This window comes from Metallibacterium sp., from assembly GCF_054637675.1.
In genome coordinates, this window is record NZ_JBTSRB010000034.1 from 1 (window position 1) to 18,792 (window position 18,792).

Sequence of the window (18,792 nt, forward strand, 5' to 3'; positions counted from 1 at the left end):
GCCGCGTCTGCTTGCGCTTGCCCGCGTACTCGGCCTCGGAAAAGCTCATCTGGGTCATCGGCGGCGCGCTCGCGGGAGGGACTTCACTCAGACCGCAACCGCGGGGACTTGTTCAGAGTTTCCCTAGTGATACTCGTGGTGTCATAAAACGACTGTTTCCCGACAGCTCAGGTTTACGTGACGGAATTTCCATGGGTTCCGACTTACACCTCCATGCCGGGCGGCTACATCTACATCATCGACAACCTGCACTAATCGTGGATTTTCCTGATCAACATTCCGGTCGGGCTGGCCGCCGGGCTGCTGACCCTGACACTGATGCGCGGGCGCGAGTCGAAAACCTTCAAGGTACCGATCGACATCGTTGGCCTGGTGTTGCTGGCCGCCGGCGTGGGCTCGCTGCAATTCATGCTCGACAACGGCAACAACATGGACTGGTTCGCCTCGCCGCTGATCCTCACGCTGGGGCTGACCGCGCTGGTGTGCCTCAGTTTCCTGATCGTCTGGGAACTCACCGACCGGCATCCAGTGGTCGATCTGCGCCTGTTCAAGTACCGCAACTTCACCATTGGCGTACTCGCGCTGACCGTGGGCATGTTCTGCTTTTTCGGCATCAACGTGGTGTATCCACTGTGGCTGCAAACCACGCTGGGCTACACCGCGGAATGGGCCGGGCTGGCCACCGCGCCGGTCGGCCTGCTGGCGGTGGTGCTGTCGCCGCTGGTCGGACGCAATCTCAATCGCATGGATTTGCGCGCGGCGGTGAGCTTCGCGTTCATCGTGTTCGCATGGACCTCGTTCTGGTTCGCCGGTTTCAATACCGACTCCACGTTCTGGCAACTGGTCGAGCCGCGCCTTGTACAGGGCATCGCGATCGCGTTCTTCTTCATTCCGCTCAACCAGATCATCATCGCCGGACTGCGCCCCGATCAGATCGCATCGGCCTCGGGCCTGGCCAATTTCTTCCGCACCCTCGCCTCCAGCGTATCCACGGCGGTCACGGTGACGCTGTGGCAGCACCGCGCCGAATACCACCACGCGGTGCTCGCGGAACACGTCAGCCTGGGCAATCCCGGCGCGGTGGATTACATCGACAAGATGCATGCGCTGGGCCTGCACGGAGCCCCCGGTTTCGGTCTGATCGACACGATCGTCAACAAGGACGCCTACACGCTGGCGGTCAACGATGTGTTCTGGCTGTTCGGCTGGCTGTTCATCGTCATCATCCCGCTGATCTGGCTGTCCAGGCCGCCGTTCAACACCGCGGCGGGCGCGGGCATGCATTAGCTGAAAATGGAAGTGGAAAGTGGCTATGTGCTAGCTCAATGGCACGCGCGCACGCTTTTCCAACTTCCAACTTTCTACTCCCGGCGCAACCGCAACAACAACTCCAGCGCTTTGCCGGCGGCGACGAAACCGAACGTGCCGGTCACATGCGTGACCGCACCGAGGCCGCCGCCACAATCGAGACTGCTGTTCACGCCCGCGCCCGCGACGGAACCGTCCGGCGGGCGGCGCACGTTCTCCATCGAGTACACGGCGGCGATGCCGAAATAGCGCTCGGGGTTGCGCGGAAAGCCATGCTGTTGACGCAGACGTTTGCGCACCAGGGCCAGTAGCGCGTCGTGCTCGGTGCGCGAAAGATCGCGCACCTGCACCCGCGCTGCATCAATGCGACCACCCGCCGAACCCACCGTGACCACGGGTTGCTTGATGCGTCGACAATGCGCGATCAGGGCCACTTTCACCGCCAGTGCATCGCAGGCATCGAGCACCAGATCGCAGTCAGCCAGAAGATCCATCTGCTTCGTGGTCAGAAAGCGTTCGATCAGCTCAAGGCGCACATCGGGATTGATCGCCCGCAGCCGCGCGCCCAGCACCGCCACCTTGGGCTTGCCGTAATTGCCCTCCAGCGCGTGCGATTGGCGATTGGTGTTGCTGATGCACACCTCATCGGCGTCGATCAGACGCAGCGCGCCCACACCGCTGCGCGCCAGTGCCTCGGCGGCCCAGGAGCCGACGCCGCCGACGCCGACCACCGCCACGCGCGCCGTGGCGAGGCGCCGCATCGCCGTCGCGCCGTACAGGCGCGCGATGCCTGCAAAACGCTGATTGATGTTGCCCATGGGGCAGCGAGGCTAACAGCAGAGCCACTATGGGCAAAGCGCAAGCTCGGCGCAATCCGCACCCGGCTATCATTTCCATTTTCTTCGGACACACGCGATGCGCTTTGCACTGGTATTCCTGATTGGGCTGGCGGTTGGAGCGTTGGGCATGAGCCAGATCGGCAAGGTGCTGGCGGCGCGTGATGCCTACCCGCGTGGCGTCATGGCGGTGATGCAACAGCACTACGGCGCGCTGCGGCGTGCGCTGGATCAGAACCAATGCGTGGCCGCCAACAACAGTGCCAACCTGCTGTGGATGACGCGCATGAGCGAGCAGATCGAACCGGCGCTCAATCCGGGCAACGTCGATCCGCGCTTCCATGCCTATGCACGGAAGCTTGATGCCCGACTTGCCGCGGCGCGCGCGCTGAATCCCGCGTCCTGCCCTGCCCTGCGAGTGGCCGCGCGCCAGATCGGCGCACGCTGTGCCGCGTGTCACGCTGTTTATCGCTGAGGCTACAAGCGCACGCGTCCGCGCAGCACATCGATGAACATGCGCCAGTCGCCGATGAGGCTGTACCACGGATACTGAAATGTTGCCGGGCGATTCTTCTCGAAGAAGAAGTGCCCGATCCAGGCAAACCCGTATCCCACGACAGGCAGCAACAGCAGCCACCACGCATCGCGCGTCAGCAACGCAATCAACAACAGCAAAAGCACGATGCAACTGCCGATGAAATGCAATCGTCGGCACACGTTATTGCGGTGTTCGCCCAGATAAAACGGATAGAACTCGGCAAAACTGCTGAAACGCGCCATGAACGGCCCCGACGGTGTGAATACCCACGAAACACACCCTAGCGCGACCGGAACCACGCCGCCAGCACGCGGGTCCATAGCGGCATTCATTGGCCCGTCGAGGAGAACATCATGCAACGCACTCTGCTGTTCATGGCTCTGGCCGCGGTCGCGGCGACCGCGAGCGCCGCCAACCTGCGCGACATGCTCGCTGGCAAGGACTGGGCTGCCATCAACCAGCCACCGGCGCGGCTGATGCGCACGCTCGACAACAACCACAACCTCGACTGCCGATTGGAACACTACGCCGGCGGCAGCACGCTCGACTGCGTGATGCGCCAACCGATCAACGTGCTCGGGCTGGGCGTGGAGGAGTTTTATCTGCTGCACAACGCCAACGGCGAGCGCATGCTCAAACTGGTCTCGCCCGCCGGCGTGGACGCCGTGCGCCAGGCCGCGCAAACACATTTCCCCGAGGCCAGACTGGTGTCCACCGGCAAACTGCAGTGGCAGGCGGATCTGGGCGGCAAACGCGAATTGCGGGTCAGCCAGCGCAACGATCTGGCCGGCGAGCTCGCCTACGTGCACTGGACGCCGGTGGCGGCCAATGCGCGCAAGGCTGGCGCCAGCATCGATACTGGCGCGCTCGAGGGCATGATCCGCGCGCGCGGGCATGCCCCGCTGCGCGTCTGCGCGGTCAACGCCGAAACCGGCCCTAGCCGCTGTGTCGCGGTGCCGGTCGGCAGCGACCACTACCGCATTGCCGGCCTGCACGCTGGCAGCTATTTCGCCATCGGCTATGGCAGCCGCAGCAATTGGCATCCAGCGCACGCGCATCAATGGTCAAACTGCAAACCCACACCCAGCAACGACTGCACCAACGGCATTCTCAAAGCGCTGCGCGTCAATCCCGGCGAGGTAGTGCATGCCGGGCTCAACCATGCCTTCACGCAACTGCCCGCTGCGCTGAGCCAGGCACCGATTGGCGCCTGAGAAATTGGGCACATGCACGACAACGTGGGCGATCGGCGCGTCGGCAGCGGGATGAACTCGTGTTCGCTGGGCACGACGCCCATGCGTCCCACGCTCCAGTCGCGCTTGACTTGCTCGATGCGCTCGCCCAACTCGATCACCAGTTCGCCGGCCATGATCGCCAAGATCGTGCTGGCGGCCTGTGATCAGCAAACACTGCGTGGATTCAATGGGCAGGCTCCGAAGGTTGTCGCTGCGGCGCGCGGCTCACCAGGCGCGCAGATATTGCTGCGGCGACGTGAGCGTGACCCCAAGCGCCTGCGCGGCGCGGCGCGGGAAGTAGGGATCGCGTAGCAGCTCGCGCGCCAGCAGAATCACATCGGCCTGCCGCGTGACGAGGATGGTTTCGGCCTGCTGCGCGTCGGTGATCATGCCCACCGCGCCGGTGGCGATACCGGCCTCAGCGCGTATGCGCGCGGCAAATTCAACCTGATAACCCGGCCCCAACACGATCTGCTGCCGCATATCCAGCCCGCCGGAAGACACGTCGATCAAATCCACGCCGCGCTCGCGCAACTGCCGGCACAGCGCGATGCTTTGCTCGATGTCCCAGCCGCCTTCCACCCAGTCGCTGGCCGAGATGCGCACCCACAGCGGCTTGTGCGCCGGCCACGCGGCGCGCGTCGCGGCGGTCACTTCCAGCAGCAAACGGATGCGATTGTCGAAGCTGCCGCCGTAGCGGCCGTCACGCTGATTGCTCAGCGGCGAGAGAAATTGATGCAGCAGGTAGCCGTGCGCGGCGTGCAGCTCGATCAGGCCGAAACCCGCGGCATCCGCGCGCTGCGCCGCCACCGCGAACTGCTGCACCAGCGCGGCGATGTCGGCGGCATCGAGTGCTCGCGGCTGGCGATAGTCGGCGCGAAATGCCAGCGCGCTGGGCGCCAGCGGCTGCCAGCCGCCATCGGCATCGTCCACGCCCTTGCCACCGTCCCACGGCGCGGCGGTGCTGGCCTTGCGTCCGGCATGCGCCAGTTGCATCGCGGGGATCGCGCCCTGCGCGCTGATGAACGCCGCGATGCGCGCCCAAGCGTGCTGCTGCGTGTCATTCCAGATGCCGGTGTCGGCCGGCGAGATGCGGCCTTCCGCAGCCACGGCCGTGGCCTCGGTGAACACTACCGCGGCGCCACCGACGGCACGCGTGCCCAGATGCACGAAATGCCAGTCATCCGGCACACCATCGCGCGCCGAGTACTGGCACATGGGCGAGACCACGATGCGATTGCGCAGGCTCAGCTCGCGCTGCTGAAAAGTGGAGAACAAAAACATGCAAGTTCCTTGGTCAATGTATGCAGCAAGATATGCAGCAAGCGGGCCGCCGCCGCGACTTTCAAGCCCGCCTGCGCGGCGCACCGCCGCATGACGGATCATGGATCAAGTATCGCAGCCCGGTCCCGGCGACTGCGCGGCGACCGTTGCCGTGGCCGAAACGCAGCATTCACGCCAGCCGCGCGGTCCACGCGGCAATGACGCGCGCGACCGGTTGTGGCGCCTGCATCCAGCCGAAGTGGCCAATCGAGCGCGTACCGAAATCCGCGGCGTCAAGCTGGACCTGTTCGCGCGGCGCGTTGGGCAGCTTGGCCAGCAGGTGATCGATCGCCGCTTGTGGCACCAGCCGATCGTCGCGCGCATGCAGCACCAGCACCGGTTGGCGCACGTCCACCAGCGCGGCTTCGGCAGCTCTAGTCTGGCCTACGATGCAGTAACGCCCGCTGCGCGCGCTGCGTGTCCAGTCGCGGATCACGCCGCGCGATTCATTGCCACCGAAGCCGAGACGCCGCCCCGGATAGTAGCCCCACGCTCCGGCGACAAGAGGTGCCAGCGTGAATGCCGCGCGCAGCGGCCAGCGCAACGGCCAGCGAAAGTTGCGCCAGTACGGAGTGCCGCTGCCAATCAGCACCAGACCCCTGATCGGCGCGGGGGTCTGACTGATGAATAACAGCGCGAGTTGCCCGCCGAGGCTGTGCCCGCCCAGCAGCCAGCTCAAGCCGGGCGCCGCCGCGCGCGCCGCAGCGAAGCTGGTGCCGATGTCGCGCAGCAACTCGCGATAACCCCAATTCCGCGTACGACCGGCGCGCAGCGAACTGCTGCCGATGCCGCGCCACTCGTGCACGGCGCAGGCGATGCCCTGCTCCCCGCAATGTGCGGCCAAGGGTGCATAGTGCCGCGCCGCGACACCCATGGCCGGAAGCCACAGCAGGCCGCACTGCGCGCCGTTCGGCGGCACCAGACTGATTTGCGCCGTCGCGCCGTCCGTGGCCCGCACCGGGATCAGCCGTGGCGCGCTGGACAGCGTGATCGTCGTCATGATTTCCTGATCCGCTGACATGCAGGTACTCCGATCGGGCTGGTGCGGCACATGCCTTGCTTGATTCAACCGCACGAACCGCGCAGAGAATGTTTATTCTGATGCCGCACTCCAATTCAAGCTGGATTTTTCTGGGCGTGCTCATGGCGCTGGGGCTGCTGTGCGCGCTGGCGCCACCTGCGCGCGCGACGCAAGTGATCCTGCGTGGCGCCTGGATGATGGCACCCGCGCAGCAAAAGAATTCTGCGCAGCCACCCGATGCGGCCACGGCGCGCACGCTGCAGACATTCGACACCCGTGGCTTGGTGCATCTACCGCGCGGCTCCCGTGGCACCTGGGTACGCCTGTTGCCAGCGGCGGGTGCGTGGCCCACGGGCGAGTGGATGCTGGTGATCGATCAACCCGGGCTGGGCGTGGTCGATCTGCACGCGGCGGGTCAGGCGCCGCAGCGGCAGGCGCTGGAGGATCTGGATCAAGGTGCACTGCATACGCCCGGGCAGTTGGCCTTTCGCCTCGAAAATCTGCGCGGCGACGCGCCGCTGTGGCTGTTTTTCCAGCCCAACCCCTGGTTGGGCAGCTCCATGCATTTCGCGCTGCGCACGCCGCAGTCGTGGGCACAGCAAGCCAGTGGCTGGCTGGCTTTTGTCAGCAGTGCGCTCACCGTGCTGGTGGTGATGAGCCTGATGGGCCTCTGGTTTGGCATGCTGCTGCGCGATCGCGCCTATCTGCTCTACGCCGTGTACGTGCTGGCCTATGCGTTGCTGAGCGCGGTCAGCATGGGCTATGCGTTTCATCCCTTGCAACTTGGCTGGGTGGCACGGGATCCGGCCATGGTCGCGCGCGTGGCGGGCGGGATCGCGGGTGCCGCGAGCATCCTGTTCGCCGCGCGCTTTGCCGATCTGTACCACCACCTGCCCTGGTCGCGCCGGCTGGTGCAGGTATTGGCAGGACTGTTCATCGCCATCGCGCTGCTCAGTTTGGCGCCATGGGCGGCGCCGCGCGCGCTTGGCGGCTGGCTGCAGAATCCGGTCGTAGTACTGGCCGGCCCGAGCGTGCTGATCCTGCTGATTCTTGCCTGGTCACGCGGCAGCCGTTACGCGGGATTTTTTCTGCTTGGCTGGTCGCCATTGGTTGTGCTCACTGTGTGCGACAGCCTGCAGTCGTTCGATCTGCTGCAATCATGGATGTGGTTGCAGCGCGCCAGCCTGGCTGCAGCGGCGTTTGAAGCATTGGTGCTGATCGCCGGTCTCGCCGACCGCACGCTGGCCGCACGTCGTGACCATCGTCAGGCCCTGCACAGAGCCGAGGTCGATGCCCTGACTGGCACGCTCAACCGCGGTGCGCTGCTGACGCGTCTGCAGGAAATGCTGGAGCTGGGGAGCGGGCCACTGAGCGTGCTGTTCATCGATCTCGATCATTTCAAGCGCCTCAACGACCACGCCGGACATCAGGCTGGGGATCAGGCGCTGGTTGCCCTGGTGCGCACGATGCGCATGGAACTGCGCGAGGACGATCTGCTTGGCCGCTATGGCGGCGAGGAATTCATGGTGCTGCTGCCGGGCCAGAGCCTGTCGCAGGCGCTGGGCGTGGCCGAGCGCCTGCTGCAGGCGGTGCGGCTACGGCGCCTCGCCATCAGCACCGATCTGCCCGGCCTGACCGTGAGCATTGGTGCGGCCGAGGCGCAGCTGGGCGAATCCTTGCCGCAACTGCTCGGGCGCGCCGATCAGGCGATGTATGCGGCCAAGCGCAATGGCCGTGATCAGGTGCAGGCCAACCCGCTGCCGCAGCGCCAACCGCTGCAAGGCTGAGCTTCGCCAGCCACGCAAGCTGCGGCGAAGTACCTGCAAGAGTGCGCCCGTGCCGGGCGCACATGAAAAGGGCCGGCTTGCGCCGGCCCTTGTTGCGCCCGAACCCGGCTGGGCCGGGCGCAAAAGCCTCAGACGGCCTGAACCTCATCGGCTTGCAGACCCTTCTGGCCCTGCACAACCTTGAAGCTGACCTGCTGGCCTTCCTTGAGCGACTTGAAGCCATTGCCCTGGATGGCGCGGAAATGCACGAACACATCCGGGCCATCGTCGCGACTGATGAAGCCGAAACCCTTGGCGTCGTTGAACCACTTTACGGTGCCGATCTGACGATCCGACATGAAACACTCCTGGTAAACAAAAATGAGGCGAGGCGCACTGCAACGCCGACTTACTGGGTGTGCATGGAACAGGAGCGTAGCGATGGAGCAGATCTTTGGATCAATCAGCATCGGGCCCGCGCTTGAGGACCTTGCAAACACAGTGTCGACAACGATAGCAGAACTTTTACCCGACTGCCGCAAGATCTGAACACCATTGCAATGGCAATGCCGGTTACCGCACCGAAACATTACGCATGAATCACTAGAATCAAGCGTGGAATCGCCCGTCATCCCCAGGCCCATCCGCCTGCGACGCTGGCGGTTCTGCTGCTTCGGTCGCAGCATCTCGACGACCGTATACCCGGTGACCCATCCAGTCGTCGCCGCGTCACTCCACCAGAGGGAAAACCCATGAACAAAGCTCTGCTCGCACTTGCCGGAATGGCCTTGATCACCAGCGCGATGGCGATGGCCGTGCCCGTCCAGGCGCAAAGCGTGATTACTCGCAACGGTGCCTTTTACGTGCGCTGCTACGACTGCGGGCGCGTCGTGCGGGTCGAAACCCTGATCTCGCAAGGCGCCAACCACCAGATCGCAGGCACGATCCTCGGCGGCGTGGTTGGCGGTCTGCTCGGCAATCAGGTCGGCGGCGGCCGCGGCAAGACGCTCGCTACCATCGCTGGAGCGGTCGGCGGCGGCTACGCCGGCAATCGCATCGGTCAGGGAGGGCAGAACACGGTGTACGTGATTCACGTGCGCATGGCCAATGGCAACACGCAACGCGTGCAGGTACAGGATGCCTCCGGCATTCGCGACGGCGACATCGTGCGTGTCGACAACCATGGCAACATCACCGTGGTCAGCCAGCGCTGATGCGCGCGGCCGGCCGCGATCTTCCGCCAAGGGCTGCGGCCGGCCAACTCACCAATCTGTAAATCGCCGCGACATGAACTGACTGACACCACTCGCGGCTTCGCGAGTATCGTGCAGGCACCACCGCCACGCGCCGGATACCACGATGCCTTCCGCCAGTTGTCATCCATCCGCTCCGCACCGCAAGCTGCATGCGCCCGACTGGTTCGTGTCCAGTCTGATGATGGAGCGCGCGCTGGACGCCATCCTGCGCCGCGTGAAAAAGCTTGACCGCAACCACGATATTCCCTATCTCGCCGGCTACAGCCAGGACGGCAAGACCATCTACATCGATCGCCACCTGCCAAAGAGCTTTCGCTATCGCGGCCGTGACATCGAGGTGGATCGTTATCTGATCCTGCACGAAGAGGTCGAGAAAACCCTGATCGATCAACTCGATTTGCACTATCTGCATGCGCACCAGATCGCGACCCGCGCCGAGGAAGCCGCCGTGCATGCCGACCGCGTCGCGTGGCGCGCTTACGACCGTTTCATGCAGAAATACGTCAAATCGATCGGCGATGAGCGCCTGAAGAAAGTCCCCGACGATCTCGACCTCAAGCCCTACCGCGATTACCACGACTACGATCTGCTGCAACGCATGGACCGCGCACTGACGCGCAGCAGCACCCCGCGCACCGTGGCCAGCAAGGCTTTCCGCCAGGAACTGGCCGACTACATGACCGCGTTCCGCGACGAACGCCGGCTGGATCTGCGCCACGGCAAAGTCGCACAACGCGCGGCCACGTCAGACAAACCCGCGCAACGTGCGACGGCAACCAGAAAACCGATACAAGGCGGCAGCACGCCCAATAGCAAGTCCGTGGCGCGCGCGAGTGCTGCTGCAAAACCGCGCGCGCGTGGCGGAAAAACCATCGCCTGAAGGCTCGCGCTCAGCGCGGACTGCAAATCCGCAGCGCCCCGCGTCCAATCGCGATCCGCGCTGCGCCTGCGGCATCCATGCTGCCGCGATACATGCCCGCGGTATTGAACGGCAACGCAAAGCGACCATCCGCCGCCAGCGCGATGGCGCCACCGCTGCCACCCAGCGCAGGAATCTGCTGCATGATCACGGCGCTCGCGGCGGCATCGGGCGTTTCGCCCGCCGCGATGCGCGCGCAAATGCTGTGCGCCGCGCAGATGCGCAAATAAAACTCGCCCCAGCCGGTGCAGGACACCGCGGCGCGCGCATTGGCATAGGTACCAGCACCGACCACTGGTGTATCGCCAATGCGTCCCCAGCGCTTGCCGGTCATGCCGCCGGTCGAGGTCGCCGCAGCCAGTTGCCCACATGCATCAAGCGCGACCGCACCGACCGTGCCGAAATGATTCGTGGAGGGTGCGGTCTCATGTACCCGCGCTGCACGCAAATAATCACGCCATTGCTGATAACGCACAGGCGTATCGAAGTAACCGGGTTCGACAAGGGTCGCGCCAACCTTGCGCGCGAAGTCCTCGGCGCCCGCACCAGCCAGCATCACGTGCGGCGAGTGCTCCATCACCGCGCGCGCCAGTTGCACGGGATTGCGCACATGGCGCAGCCCCGCCACGCTGCCGGCGCGCAGCGTGGCGCCGTCCATGACCGCCGCGTCCAGTTCATGCCGACCATCGTGCGTATACACGGCGCCATGGCCAGCGTTGAACCAGGGCGCATCCTCCAGCACGCTGACCGCGGCGACCACCGCATCAAGCGCCGGTTTCCCATCTTCGAGCAGCGCGTAGCCTACGCTCAATGCATCCGTCAGTGCCGCTCGGATGGCGCGCGCTTCCTCATCATTCAACACCTCGGGAATGGCGCCGGCACCACCATGGATCAACAGCGTTGGTTTGTGGCTGGCGGTCATCGACATCACTCGGCGCGAAATTGCGATGCCGCGCATCATGCCAACATCAGCGGCACACGACATCCCGCGCCGCGCCGCAGGCCTCTGTGATGCTGGCGCTCAATCCTCGGCCAAATGCGCGTACGGAGGGCGCACGCTGACCGTGATACCCGCGTTCAACTCGCTGGTGAAACCGACTTCCCAACCGAGGGGCTCCGCTAGGCGCCACGCGATATCGAGCCCGATGTCATGACCCTCGCTGCACCCGCGCCGCGCATAGAAAAACGGCGTCGCCAGTTACGTCAGTTCGTCCGCGTTCATGTGAAATACAGCGTGATGTAGATGATCAGCAGTACCACGGTCAGCGGCACCAAGCCGAAAAAGAACGCCAGCTTGCTGCTGATCACGGTGATCGCGGTCACGCTGCTCGGCCTCGTCGGTACGCGCAAACCGCTGTCCAGTCTGCACGCTGGTCGAGCTGCAGTCACTGGGGGCTGGCGCCAACAGGCTGGGCACGCTCGGCTGCCATCGCGTTCGTGATCAGCGCGCGCCGCGTTCCTCGGCCTTGACCGCGTCCCACAGCGCATCCTGCGCGGCGAGGTCGAGTTGCGCCATGTCCAGGCCGCGCTCGCGCGCGATACGCTCCATGGCGCGGAAGCGGCGCTCGAACTTGGCGTTGGCGCGGCGCAGCGCGCGCGCCGGATCGATGCGCGCGTGGCGCGCGAGATTGACCGCGACGAACAGCATGTCGCCGAGTTCATCCTCGATGCGCGCGGTGTCGGCTGGAATTGCCGTGCCTGTCGTGAACTCGGCGCGCAGCTCGGCCATTTCCTCGTCGAGCTTGTCCAGTACCGGGCCGGGGCCGGGCCAGTCGAAACCGACCGTCGCGGCGAGTTCTTGCAGTTTGAACGCACGCTGCCATTCGGAGTGTCCGCGCGAAACGCCATCGAGCACACTGTCAGGCGCGTCGTCACCGCGTGCGCGGCGCTCCGCGGCCTTGATCGCTTCCCAGGCGCGCGTCTGCGCCTCGACGTCACCGTAATGCGCGTCGCCGAACACGTGCGGATGCCGGCGCACCAGCTTGTCACCGATGGCCTGCACCACATCGGCGTAGGCGAAATGCCCGGCTTCCTCGGCCATGCGCGCGTGGAACACCACCTGCAGCAGCAAGTCGCCCAGCTCATCGCACACATCATCGAAGTCGCGGCGCTCGATGGCATCGACGACCTCATAGGCTTCCTCCAGCGTGTAGCGCGCGATGGAGTCGAAATCCTGCCGCACATCCCATGGGCAACCGTGCTGCGGATCGCGCAGGCGTGCCATGATCGCCAGCAGGGCATCGGTGTCATAGCGCGGGCCATCATTCATGGGCGTGACTGTCCTCGGTGATGCCAAGCTGGCGCAGCCAGTCGCGCGCGGGATCGGCAATGGCGATGAAGCTCGGATTGAGCAGCGAGTCCTTGCAGTTGTAGCGCAGCGCGCGGCCGGCCAGATCCAGCACCGCGCCGCCGGCTTGTTCGAGAATGCACTGCGCGGCGGCGGTGTCCCATTCCGAGGTCGGCCCGATGCGCAGATACACATCGGCAGCGCCGCTGGCAAGGCGCAGGAACTTCAGCGACGAGCCTAGCGGCAGGCGCTCGTGCGGCCCCAACCGCGCCAGCATATGTTGTTCCTCGACGCTGCCGTGCGAACGACTGCAGGCCAGCACCGGACGCGCGGGCACGACGCGCGCGCGCAGCGGCTGCGGCATCCGCGTCGCCACGCTCTGCAACCACGCGCCCTCGCCCGCCACGGCCCAGGCCAGTTCGCCGCCGACCGGCGCATGCACCACGCCGAGCACGCTGCGGTGGTCTTCGATCAAGGCCACGTTGACGGTGAACTCGCCATTGCGCTTGACGAACTCGCGCGTGCCGTCCAGCGGATCGACCAGCCAGTAGCGCGCCCAGGTTTGACGCTGCGACCACGGCGCCGCAGCAGCTTCTTCGCTGAGCACCGGCACGCCGGGCGCCAGCCGCGCCAGGCCTTCCAGAAGGACGTGCTGCGCGGCCAGATCGGCGGCGGTCAGCGGCGAGGTATCGGCCTTGTGCTGCACACTGAAACTGCCGGCGTAAATCTCAAGAATCGCCTTGCCCGCATCGCGCGTGCAGGCGCCGACCGCGCGCGCCAGGTCCAGATCAGTCATGGCCGATAGCGACCGGCCAGATGCTCGCGCGCCATGAACAACGCCGCGATCGAGCGGCCTTCGCTGACCTCGTGATGCCCCAGCAGCGCGTGCAGTTCGGCGAGCTTCCACGGCACCACTTCGAGTGGCTCCGGCTCGTCGCCGGGCAAACGCTCGGGGTACAAATCCAGCGCCAGCACCACGTGCGTGTGGTGCGTCATGTAGGCCGGCGACAGCGTCAGCGCGGCGAGATGCAGCAGACGGCGCGCACCATAACCGACTTCTTCCTTCATCTCGCGCTCGGCGCCGGCCTCGATGCTTTCGCCCGGCTCGATGCGGCCCTTGGGCAGGCTCAGCTCGTAGCGCTCCACGCCCACCGCGTACTCGCGCACCAGTAGTACGGTTTCTGCATCCAGCATCGGCACGATCATCACCGCGCCCAACCCGGAGGGCAGCATGCGTTCGAAGGTGCGGCGCTCGCCGTTGGAGAATTCCAGATCGATCTGTTCGATACGCAGGAATGACGTGGCGGGCGCGGGACGGATGGCGAGAATGCGCGGCGGCTTGGGCATGACGTGTGATTGTACCCGCGGCAACCGGGCCGGAGCCGTACGCCGCGCTTGAGCCGCGCGCGCGCAGCCGCGATCATGCGGGCATGAACTCCGCTGACGATTTCATCCGCCGCGACCTCGCCGCGATCTGGCATCCATGCACGCAGATGCACGATCACGAAACCGTGCCCCTGCTGCCGATCGCGCGCGGCCATGGCGCGTGGCTGATCGGCATGGACGGCCGGCGCCACCTGGATGCGATCAGCTCGTGGTGGACCAACCTGTTCGGTCACGCCGAGCCGCGCATTGCCGCCGCGATCGCCACGCAGACGCAAACACTGGAGCAGGTGATTTTCGCCGGTTTCACGCATGCGCCCGCCGTCGAACTGGCCGAACGCCTGCTGGCGCTGGCACCGCCAGGCCTGGCGCGCGTGTTTTACGCCGACAACGGCTCCAGCGCGGTGGAAGTGGCGCTGAAAATGAGCTTTCACTACTGGCGCAATCAGGGCCACGGCGAACGCCGGCGCTTCATCGCGCTCAGTGGCGGTTACCACGGCGAGACGCTGGGCGCGCTGGCGGTCAGCGATACCGGCTTGTATCGCGAAGCCTATGCGCCGCTGCTATTCGAACGCCTGCTGGCGCCTTCCCCCGATGCTTACGACTGCCTGCCCGGCGAGTCGTCCGAGGGTGTCGCGTTGCGCCGTCTCGATGCGCTGCGCGCGCTGCTCGAACGCCACGCGCATGAGGTGTGCGCGCTCATCATCGAGCCGCTGGTGCAGTGCGCCGGCGGCATGCGCATGTACCACCCGCGCTATCTCAGCGGCCTGCGCGCGTTGTGCGATCAGTTCGACGTGCATCTGATCGCGGATGAAATCGCGGTGGGCTTTGGTCGCACCGGCACGCTGTTCGCCTGCGAACAGGCGCCGCCGCTGAACACCGGCGCGGCCGCCGGCATCACGCCCGATTTCCTGTGCCTGTCCAAAGGGCTGACCGGCGGTTTCATGCCACTGGCCGCGGTGCTGACCGCGCAGCGCGTGTACGACGCCTTCTACGCCGAGTACAACGCCGGCAAGGCGTTCCTGCATTCGCACAGCTATGCCGGCAATCCTTTGGCCTGCCGGGCGGCGCTGGCCACGCTGGATATTTTTCGCGACGAACCGGTGCTGGAACGCAACCGCACCCTGGCCGCTTATCTGGCCGCGCGTCTGGCACCTCTGGCCGATCATCCGCACGTGGCCGAGGTGCGCCAGACCGGCCTGATCGCCGCCGTCGAAGTGGTGGCCGACAAAGCCACGCGCACGCCTTATCCCGCGCATGAGCGTCGTGGCCTGCGCGCGCGCCTGGACGCGCTGTCGCGTGGAGTCGTACTGCGACCGCTGGGCGAGGTCATCTACACCATGCCGCCGTACTGCACCACGCCGGAGGAAATCGACCTGATCGTCGATGCCATCGCCAGCGGCGTCAGCGTCGCCTGCCGCTGAGAGTGTCATGCGCAGCATCCGCCTTTACGTCGATCTGCCGCTGGCGCCGGATACCGACGCCAGTTTGCCCGCCGCAGCCCGCGAACACGCCACGCGCGTGCTGCGCCTGCGCGCGGGCGATGCGCTGACGCTGTTCAATGGCGATGGCCATGACTATCCCGCACGCCTGCTGGAGGTGGCGCGCAGCCTCGCCAGCGTCCGCATCGCCACGCGCAGCGCGCCCGCAGCGGCGGAATCGCCGCTGACGCTGACGCTGGTGCAGGGCATCGCACGCGGCGAAAAAATGGACTGGATCCTGCAGAAAGCCACCGAGCTGGGCGTGGCCTGCATCGTTCCGGTGCTGACCGCGCGCACCGAGGTGCGCCTGCACGCCGAGCGCGGCGAGAAGCGCATGGCGCACTGGCGCAGCGTGATCGCCAGCGCCTGCGAGCAGTGCGGACGCGCGCGCCTGCCGCAGTTGCTACCCCCGCAGCCACTGGCGGCGTGGCTGTCCAGGGCACGACACGAGACGCCGCTGTTCACGCTTGATCCGCAAGCGACGTTGCGCGTACGCGATCTGCCAACACTGTCTGCGGCGCAACTGGTGATCGGGCCGGAAGGCGGCCTCGACGCCGCCGATCTGCTGCTGCTGCGCGCAGCCGGCGCTCAGGGCCTGGCGCTGGGGCCGCGCGTGCTGCGCACCGAAACCGCCGGCATGGCCGCGCTAGCCATGCTGCAGTCGCACTTGGGGGATTGCTGAAATGCAGCGGCGACTCGAAAGCCGCCGCCGGTGAAACCGCATCAGCTCGGTAAAATTCAACGCTTGAGCAGATGCTCGACGCCGGCGCGCTCCTCGCGCAGTTCCTTTTCGGTGGCCGCGATGCGCGTGCGCGAAAAGGCACTGACCTCCAGCCCCCGCACGATGCTGTGCTTGCCGTCCTTGCAGGTGACCGGGTAGCCGAAGATCACGCCCGGCGCGATGCCGTAGCTGCCATCGGACGGCACCGACATGGACACCCAGTCGCCATCCGCCGTGCCCATCACCCAGGTGCGCATGTGGTCGATCGCGGCGCTGGCGGCACTGGCGGCAGAGGACGCACCACGCGCCTTGATGATGGCCGCGCCGCGTTGCTGCACGACGGGGATGAAATCCTTCTCGTACCAGGCTTGATCCACCAGCGACAGCGCCGGTTTGCCGTTGACGACGGCATGGTGCAGATCGGGATACTGCGTGGAACTGTGGTTGCCCCACACCGTCACCTTGCGGATATCGGTGGTATGCGCGCCGGTCTTTTCGGCCAGTTGCGAGAGCGCGCGGTTGTGATCGAGGCGCACCATCGCGGTGAAGCAGGACGGATCGAGATCCGGCGCGCTGGCCTGCGCGATCAGGGCGTTGGTGTTGGCCGGGTTGCCCACCACCAGCACCTTGACCGAGCGCTTGGCATGCGCGTTCAGCGCCCTGCCCTGCGGCGCGAAGATGCCGCCGTTGACTTCGAGCAGATCCTTGCGCTCCATGCCGGGGCCACGCGGACGCGAACCGACCAGCAGCGCGAAATCGACATCCTTGAAGGCGACGTTGGCGTCATCGGTGGCGACGATGCCGCGCAGCAGCGGGAACGCGCAGTCGTTGAGCTCCATCACCACGCCTTGCAGCGCCGGCAGCGCGGGCGTGATCTCGAGCAGATGCAGGATGATGGGCTGATCCTTGCCCAGCATGTCGCCGGCGGCGATGCGGAACAGCAGGGCATAGCCGATCTGGCCGGCAGCGCCGGTGACGGCAACGCGTACGGGGGTTTTCATGGGGAGAGACTCCTGGGGGAATGAACGCTTGTATTCCGGAAGCCGGTAACCGGAAATTGGTAGCCGGTAACAGCACACGGCCTTGCCGGCTACCGGCTACCGACCATCTGACTCAGACCAGTGCTGCGCAAAACGCCGCGATGCGCTGCAGGCCAGGCTCGAGCTGCGCCGCCGGACAGGTGTAGGAAATGCGCAGCGCGCGCGGCTCGCCGAAGGCCGAGCCGGGAACGCAGGCCACGCCCTTGCTTTCCAGCAGCGCGGCGCAAAACTCGACGTCGTTGGCGATGACCTGATCGCCGAGGCGCTTGCCGAAGAGCGCCGAGATGTCGGGAAACGCGTAGAACGCGCCCTGTGGACGCGGGCAGGACACGCCAGGGATCGCGTTCAAAGCCGCATACACGCGATCACGGCGCGCGGTGAAATCGATGCACTGACGCGCGGTCACGTCTTGCGGGCCACTCAACGCCGCCACCGCTGCGGCGGTAACGCTCTCGGGCAGATTGGTGATGTGGTTGGAATTGAGCGTGGTCACCGCATTGGCGACGGCCTTGGGTCCAGCCATGAAACCCACGCGCCAGCTCGGCATGCCATAGGTCTTGGACAGCGAATCGACGAAAATCGTGCGCGCCGCCAGCTCTGGCTTGATGTGCATGAAGTTGTGATAGCCGATGCCGTCGAACACCATGCGGTGGTAGATGTCGTCGGTGATGATCCAGGTATCCGGCTTGCGCACCAGCACCTCGGCCAACGCGGCGATCTCGTCGCGCGAGTAGACCATGCCGGTGGGATTGGACGGATTGTTGAACAGGAACACGCGCGTCGCCGGACCCAGCGCGGCGTCAAGTTGCTGCGGCTTCAGCTTGTAGCCCTGCGTGGGCGGGCACGGCAGCAGCTTGACCTTGGCGCCGACGATCTCGGCGATGTCCATGTAGCTGGTCCAGTACGGCGTCGGAAAGGCGATCTCGTCGCCCTCGTCGAGCAGCGCCTCGGCCAGGCTGTACAGCACGTGCTTGGCGCCCACGCCGGTGGACAGATTCTCGCGCGTGTAGCCGCTGAACCCGGCCTGCTGCAGATGCTTCAAGAAGGCATCCAGCAGTTCGTTGCTGCCGCGGTTGGAACCGTACTGGCCGCTGTCGTGATCCAGCGCCTTGCGCACCGCCTCGTACACGTGCGGGCCAGGCAGGAAATTGGGCACGCCGATGGAAAAACTGATCACATCGCGGCCCGCGGCCTTGAGCGCCTTGGCTTTTTCGGCGATCAGCATGATCGCGCTGGGCTTGGCGCGACTCATGCGCTGGGCGAGCTGCAACATCGGAATTCCTCGCGTGAGAAAGGGCGCGATTCTATCACGCGCATCCATCCGTCCCGCCGCGCTCGCCGCTGCCGATTCAGCGCACGCGCGTGCGCCGCGCGGCCGCCTGCCGCATCATTGCATCACCCCATCACGCGGAGGCGCCATGCATTGGATCGCGGTGTTCCTGATCGGACTGGTGATCGGTCTGCTGGCACGCGCGCTGACGCCCGGCCATGGCCCGCGCGGCATCATCCTCACCGCGCTGCTCGGCATCGCCGGCTCGATCGTCGGCACCTGGGCCGGACAAACGCTGGGCTGGTACGCGCCCGGCCAGCCCGCCGGCTTCATCGCCTCGGTGGTCGGCGCGATGCTGCTGCTGTTGCTGCACCGGATCCTGACGCGACAATCCTGAGCGCGCGCGTG

20 protein-coding genes are annotated in these 18,792 nt (G+C 65.8%); 9 read left to right on the forward strand and 11 right to left on the reverse strand.

The window, feature by feature from the left end; translation table 11 throughout:
- The first annotated feature begins 318 nt into the window (after positions 1-318).
- Complete coding sequence (locus ACYDAT_RS10755; protein ID WP_461450041.1) at positions 319-1,287, forward strand: DHA2 family efflux MFS transporter permease subunit; 969 nt, start codon at positions 319-321, stop codon at positions 1,285-1,287.
- 74 nt (positions 1,288-1,361) lie between these two features.
- Here the strand turns inward: ACYDAT_RS10755 and ACYDAT_RS10760 are convergent, their stop codons facing one another.
- Positions 1,362-2,126 (reverse strand): tRNA threonylcarbamoyladenosine dehydratase, encoded by a 765-nt coding sequence (locus ACYDAT_RS10760; protein WP_461442318.1) that lies wholly within the window; start codon positions 2,124-2,126, stop codon positions 1,362-1,364.
- A 148-nt stretch (positions 2,127-2,274) separates the two neighbouring features.
- Between ACYDAT_RS10760 and ACYDAT_RS10765 the strand changes: the two genes are divergently transcribed.
- Positions 2,275-2,619 (forward strand): hypothetical protein, encoded by a 345-nt coding sequence (locus tag ACYDAT_RS10765; RefSeq protein ID WP_461442319.1) that lies wholly within the window; start codon positions 2,275-2,277, stop codon positions 2,617-2,619.
- A 2-nt stretch (positions 2,620-2,621) separates the two neighbouring features.
- Here the strand turns inward: ACYDAT_RS10765 and ACYDAT_RS10770 are convergent, their stop codons facing one another.
- Positions 2,622-2,924, reverse strand: coding sequence for an Mpo1-like protein (locus ACYDAT_RS10770; protein ID WP_461439813.1), 303 nt, complete (start codon positions 2,922-2,924; stop codon positions 2,622-2,624).
- A gap of 111 nt (positions 2,925-3,035) precedes the next feature.
- Between ACYDAT_RS10770 and ACYDAT_RS10775 the strand changes: the two genes are divergently transcribed.
- Positions 3,036-3,896 carry a hypothetical protein gene (locus ACYDAT_RS10775; protein ID WP_461450043.1) on the forward strand — a complete coding sequence of 287 codons (861 nt, stop codon included), beginning with the start codon at positions 3,036-3,038 and terminating at the stop codon, positions 3,894-3,896.
- 246 nt (positions 3,897-4,142) lie between these two features.
- On the opposite strand, the gene ACYDAT_RS10780 is transcribed toward ACYDAT_RS10775, so the two are convergent.
- Positions 4,143-5,201: an NADH:flavin oxidoreductase/NADH oxidase gene (locus ACYDAT_RS10780; protein ID WP_461439815.1), complete on the reverse strand. Its 1,059-nt coding sequence runs from the start codon at positions 5,199-5,201 to the stop codon at positions 4,143-4,145.
- 169 nt (positions 5,202-5,370) lie between these two features.
- The gene (locus tag ACYDAT_RS10785) at positions 5,371-6,261 is read right to left on the reverse strand and encodes an alpha/beta hydrolase family protein (protein ID WP_461439816.1); all 891 of its coding nucleotides are present in this window, start codon (positions 6,259-6,261) and stop codon (positions 5,371-5,373) included.
- A gap of 68 nt (positions 6,262-6,329) precedes the next feature.
- Between ACYDAT_RS10785 and ACYDAT_RS10790 the strand changes: the two genes are divergently transcribed.
- Positions 6,330-8,048 (forward strand): GGDEF domain-containing protein, encoded by a 1,719-nt coding sequence (locus tag ACYDAT_RS10790; protein ID WP_461439817.1) that lies wholly within the window; start codon positions 6,330-6,332, stop codon positions 8,046-8,048.
- A 128-nt stretch (positions 8,049-8,176) separates the two neighbouring features.
- On the opposite strand, the gene ACYDAT_RS10795 is transcribed toward ACYDAT_RS10790, so the two are convergent.
- Complete coding sequence (locus tag ACYDAT_RS10795) at positions 8,177-8,386, reverse strand: cold-shock protein (protein ID WP_297920317.1); 210 nt, start codon at positions 8,384-8,386, stop codon at positions 8,177-8,179.
- A gap of 393 nt (positions 8,387-8,779) precedes the next feature.
- On the opposite strand from ACYDAT_RS10795, the gene ACYDAT_RS10800 reads away from it, so the two are divergent.
- Both ACYDAT_RS10800 and ACYDAT_RS10805 read left to right on the forward strand, forming a co-directional pair.
- Positions 8,780-9,241, forward strand: coding sequence for a glycine zipper 2TM domain-containing protein (locus tag ACYDAT_RS10800; protein ID WP_461450045.1), 462 nt, complete (start codon positions 8,780-8,782; stop codon positions 9,239-9,241).
- A 145-nt stretch (positions 9,242-9,386) separates the two neighbouring features.
- A complete protein-coding gene (locus tag ACYDAT_RS10805) occupies positions 9,387-10,163 on the forward strand; it encodes a hypothetical protein (protein ID WP_461442322.1) in 777 nt (258 codons plus the stop codon).
- A 10-nt stretch (positions 10,164-10,173) separates the two neighbouring features.
- Here ACYDAT_RS10805 and ACYDAT_RS10810 read toward each other — a convergent pair whose 3' ends face one another.
- The 4 genes from ACYDAT_RS10810 to nudE all read right to left on the reverse strand — a co-directional run bounded on the left by ACYDAT_RS10810 (position 10,174) and on the right by nudE (position 13,836).
- Entirely contained in the window at positions 10,174-11,124 is a 951-nt protein-coding gene (locus ACYDAT_RS10810; protein WP_461450047.1) for an isoaspartyl peptidase/L-asparaginase family protein, read from the reverse strand.
- A 519-nt stretch (positions 11,125-11,643) separates the two neighbouring features.
- On the reverse strand, positions 11,644-12,471 hold the full coding sequence (mazG, locus tag ACYDAT_RS10815; protein WP_461450049.1) for a nucleoside triphosphate pyrophosphohydrolase: 828 nt from the start codon (positions 12,469-12,471) through the stop codon (positions 11,644-11,646).
- Positions 12,464-13,285, reverse strand: coding sequence for a 3'(2'),5'-bisphosphate nucleotidase CysQ (cysQ, locus tag ACYDAT_RS10820; RefSeq protein ID WP_461440166.1), 822 nt, complete (start codon positions 13,283-13,285; stop codon positions 12,464-12,466). Before cysQ ends, mazG begins: the two co-directional genes overlap by 8 nt.
- Positions 13,282-13,836: an ADP compounds hydrolase NudE gene (gene nudE / locus ACYDAT_RS10825; RefSeq protein WP_461440167.1), complete on the reverse strand. Its 555-nt coding sequence runs from the start codon at positions 13,834-13,836 to the stop codon at positions 13,282-13,284. Before nudE ends, cysQ begins: the two co-directional genes overlap by 4 nt.
- Positions 13,837-13,919: 83 nt before the next feature.
- Here nudE and ACYDAT_RS10830 point away from each other — a divergent pair, with 83 nt between their 5' ends.
- The gene (locus ACYDAT_RS10830) at positions 13,920-15,296 is read left to right on the forward strand and encodes an adenosylmethionine--8-amino-7-oxononanoate transaminase (RefSeq protein WP_461442206.1); all 1,377 of its coding nucleotides are present in this window, start codon (positions 13,920-13,922) and stop codon (positions 15,294-15,296) included.
- 7 nt (positions 15,297-15,303) lie between these two features.
- Positions 15,304-16,035: a 16S rRNA (uracil(1498)-N(3))-methyltransferase gene (locus tag ACYDAT_RS10835; RefSeq protein WP_461440169.1), complete on the forward strand. Its 732-nt coding sequence runs from the start codon at positions 15,304-15,306 to the stop codon at positions 16,033-16,035.
- Positions 16,036-16,091: 56 nt separating this feature from the next.
- Here ACYDAT_RS10835 and ACYDAT_RS10840 read toward each other — a convergent pair whose 3' ends face one another.
- On the reverse strand, positions 16,092-17,075 hold the full coding sequence (locus ACYDAT_RS10840) for a malate dehydrogenase (RefSeq protein WP_461440170.1): 984 nt from the start codon (positions 17,073-17,075) through the stop codon (positions 16,092-16,094).
- Between the two features lie 112 nt (positions 17,076-17,187).
- On the reverse strand, positions 17,188-18,387 hold the full coding sequence (locus tag ACYDAT_RS10845; protein WP_461450051.1) for a pyridoxal phosphate-dependent aminotransferase: 1,200 nt from the start codon (positions 18,385-18,387) through the stop codon (positions 17,188-17,190).
- Positions 18,388-18,532: 145 nt separating this feature from the next.
- Here ACYDAT_RS10845 and ACYDAT_RS10850 point away from each other — a divergent pair, with 145 nt between their 5' ends.
- Positions 18,533-18,781 (forward strand): GlsB/YeaQ/YmgE family stress response membrane protein, encoded by a 249-nt coding sequence (locus ACYDAT_RS10850; RefSeq protein WP_461440172.1) that lies wholly within the window; start codon positions 18,533-18,535, stop codon positions 18,779-18,781.
- Positions 18,782-18,792: the final 11 nt, after the last annotated feature.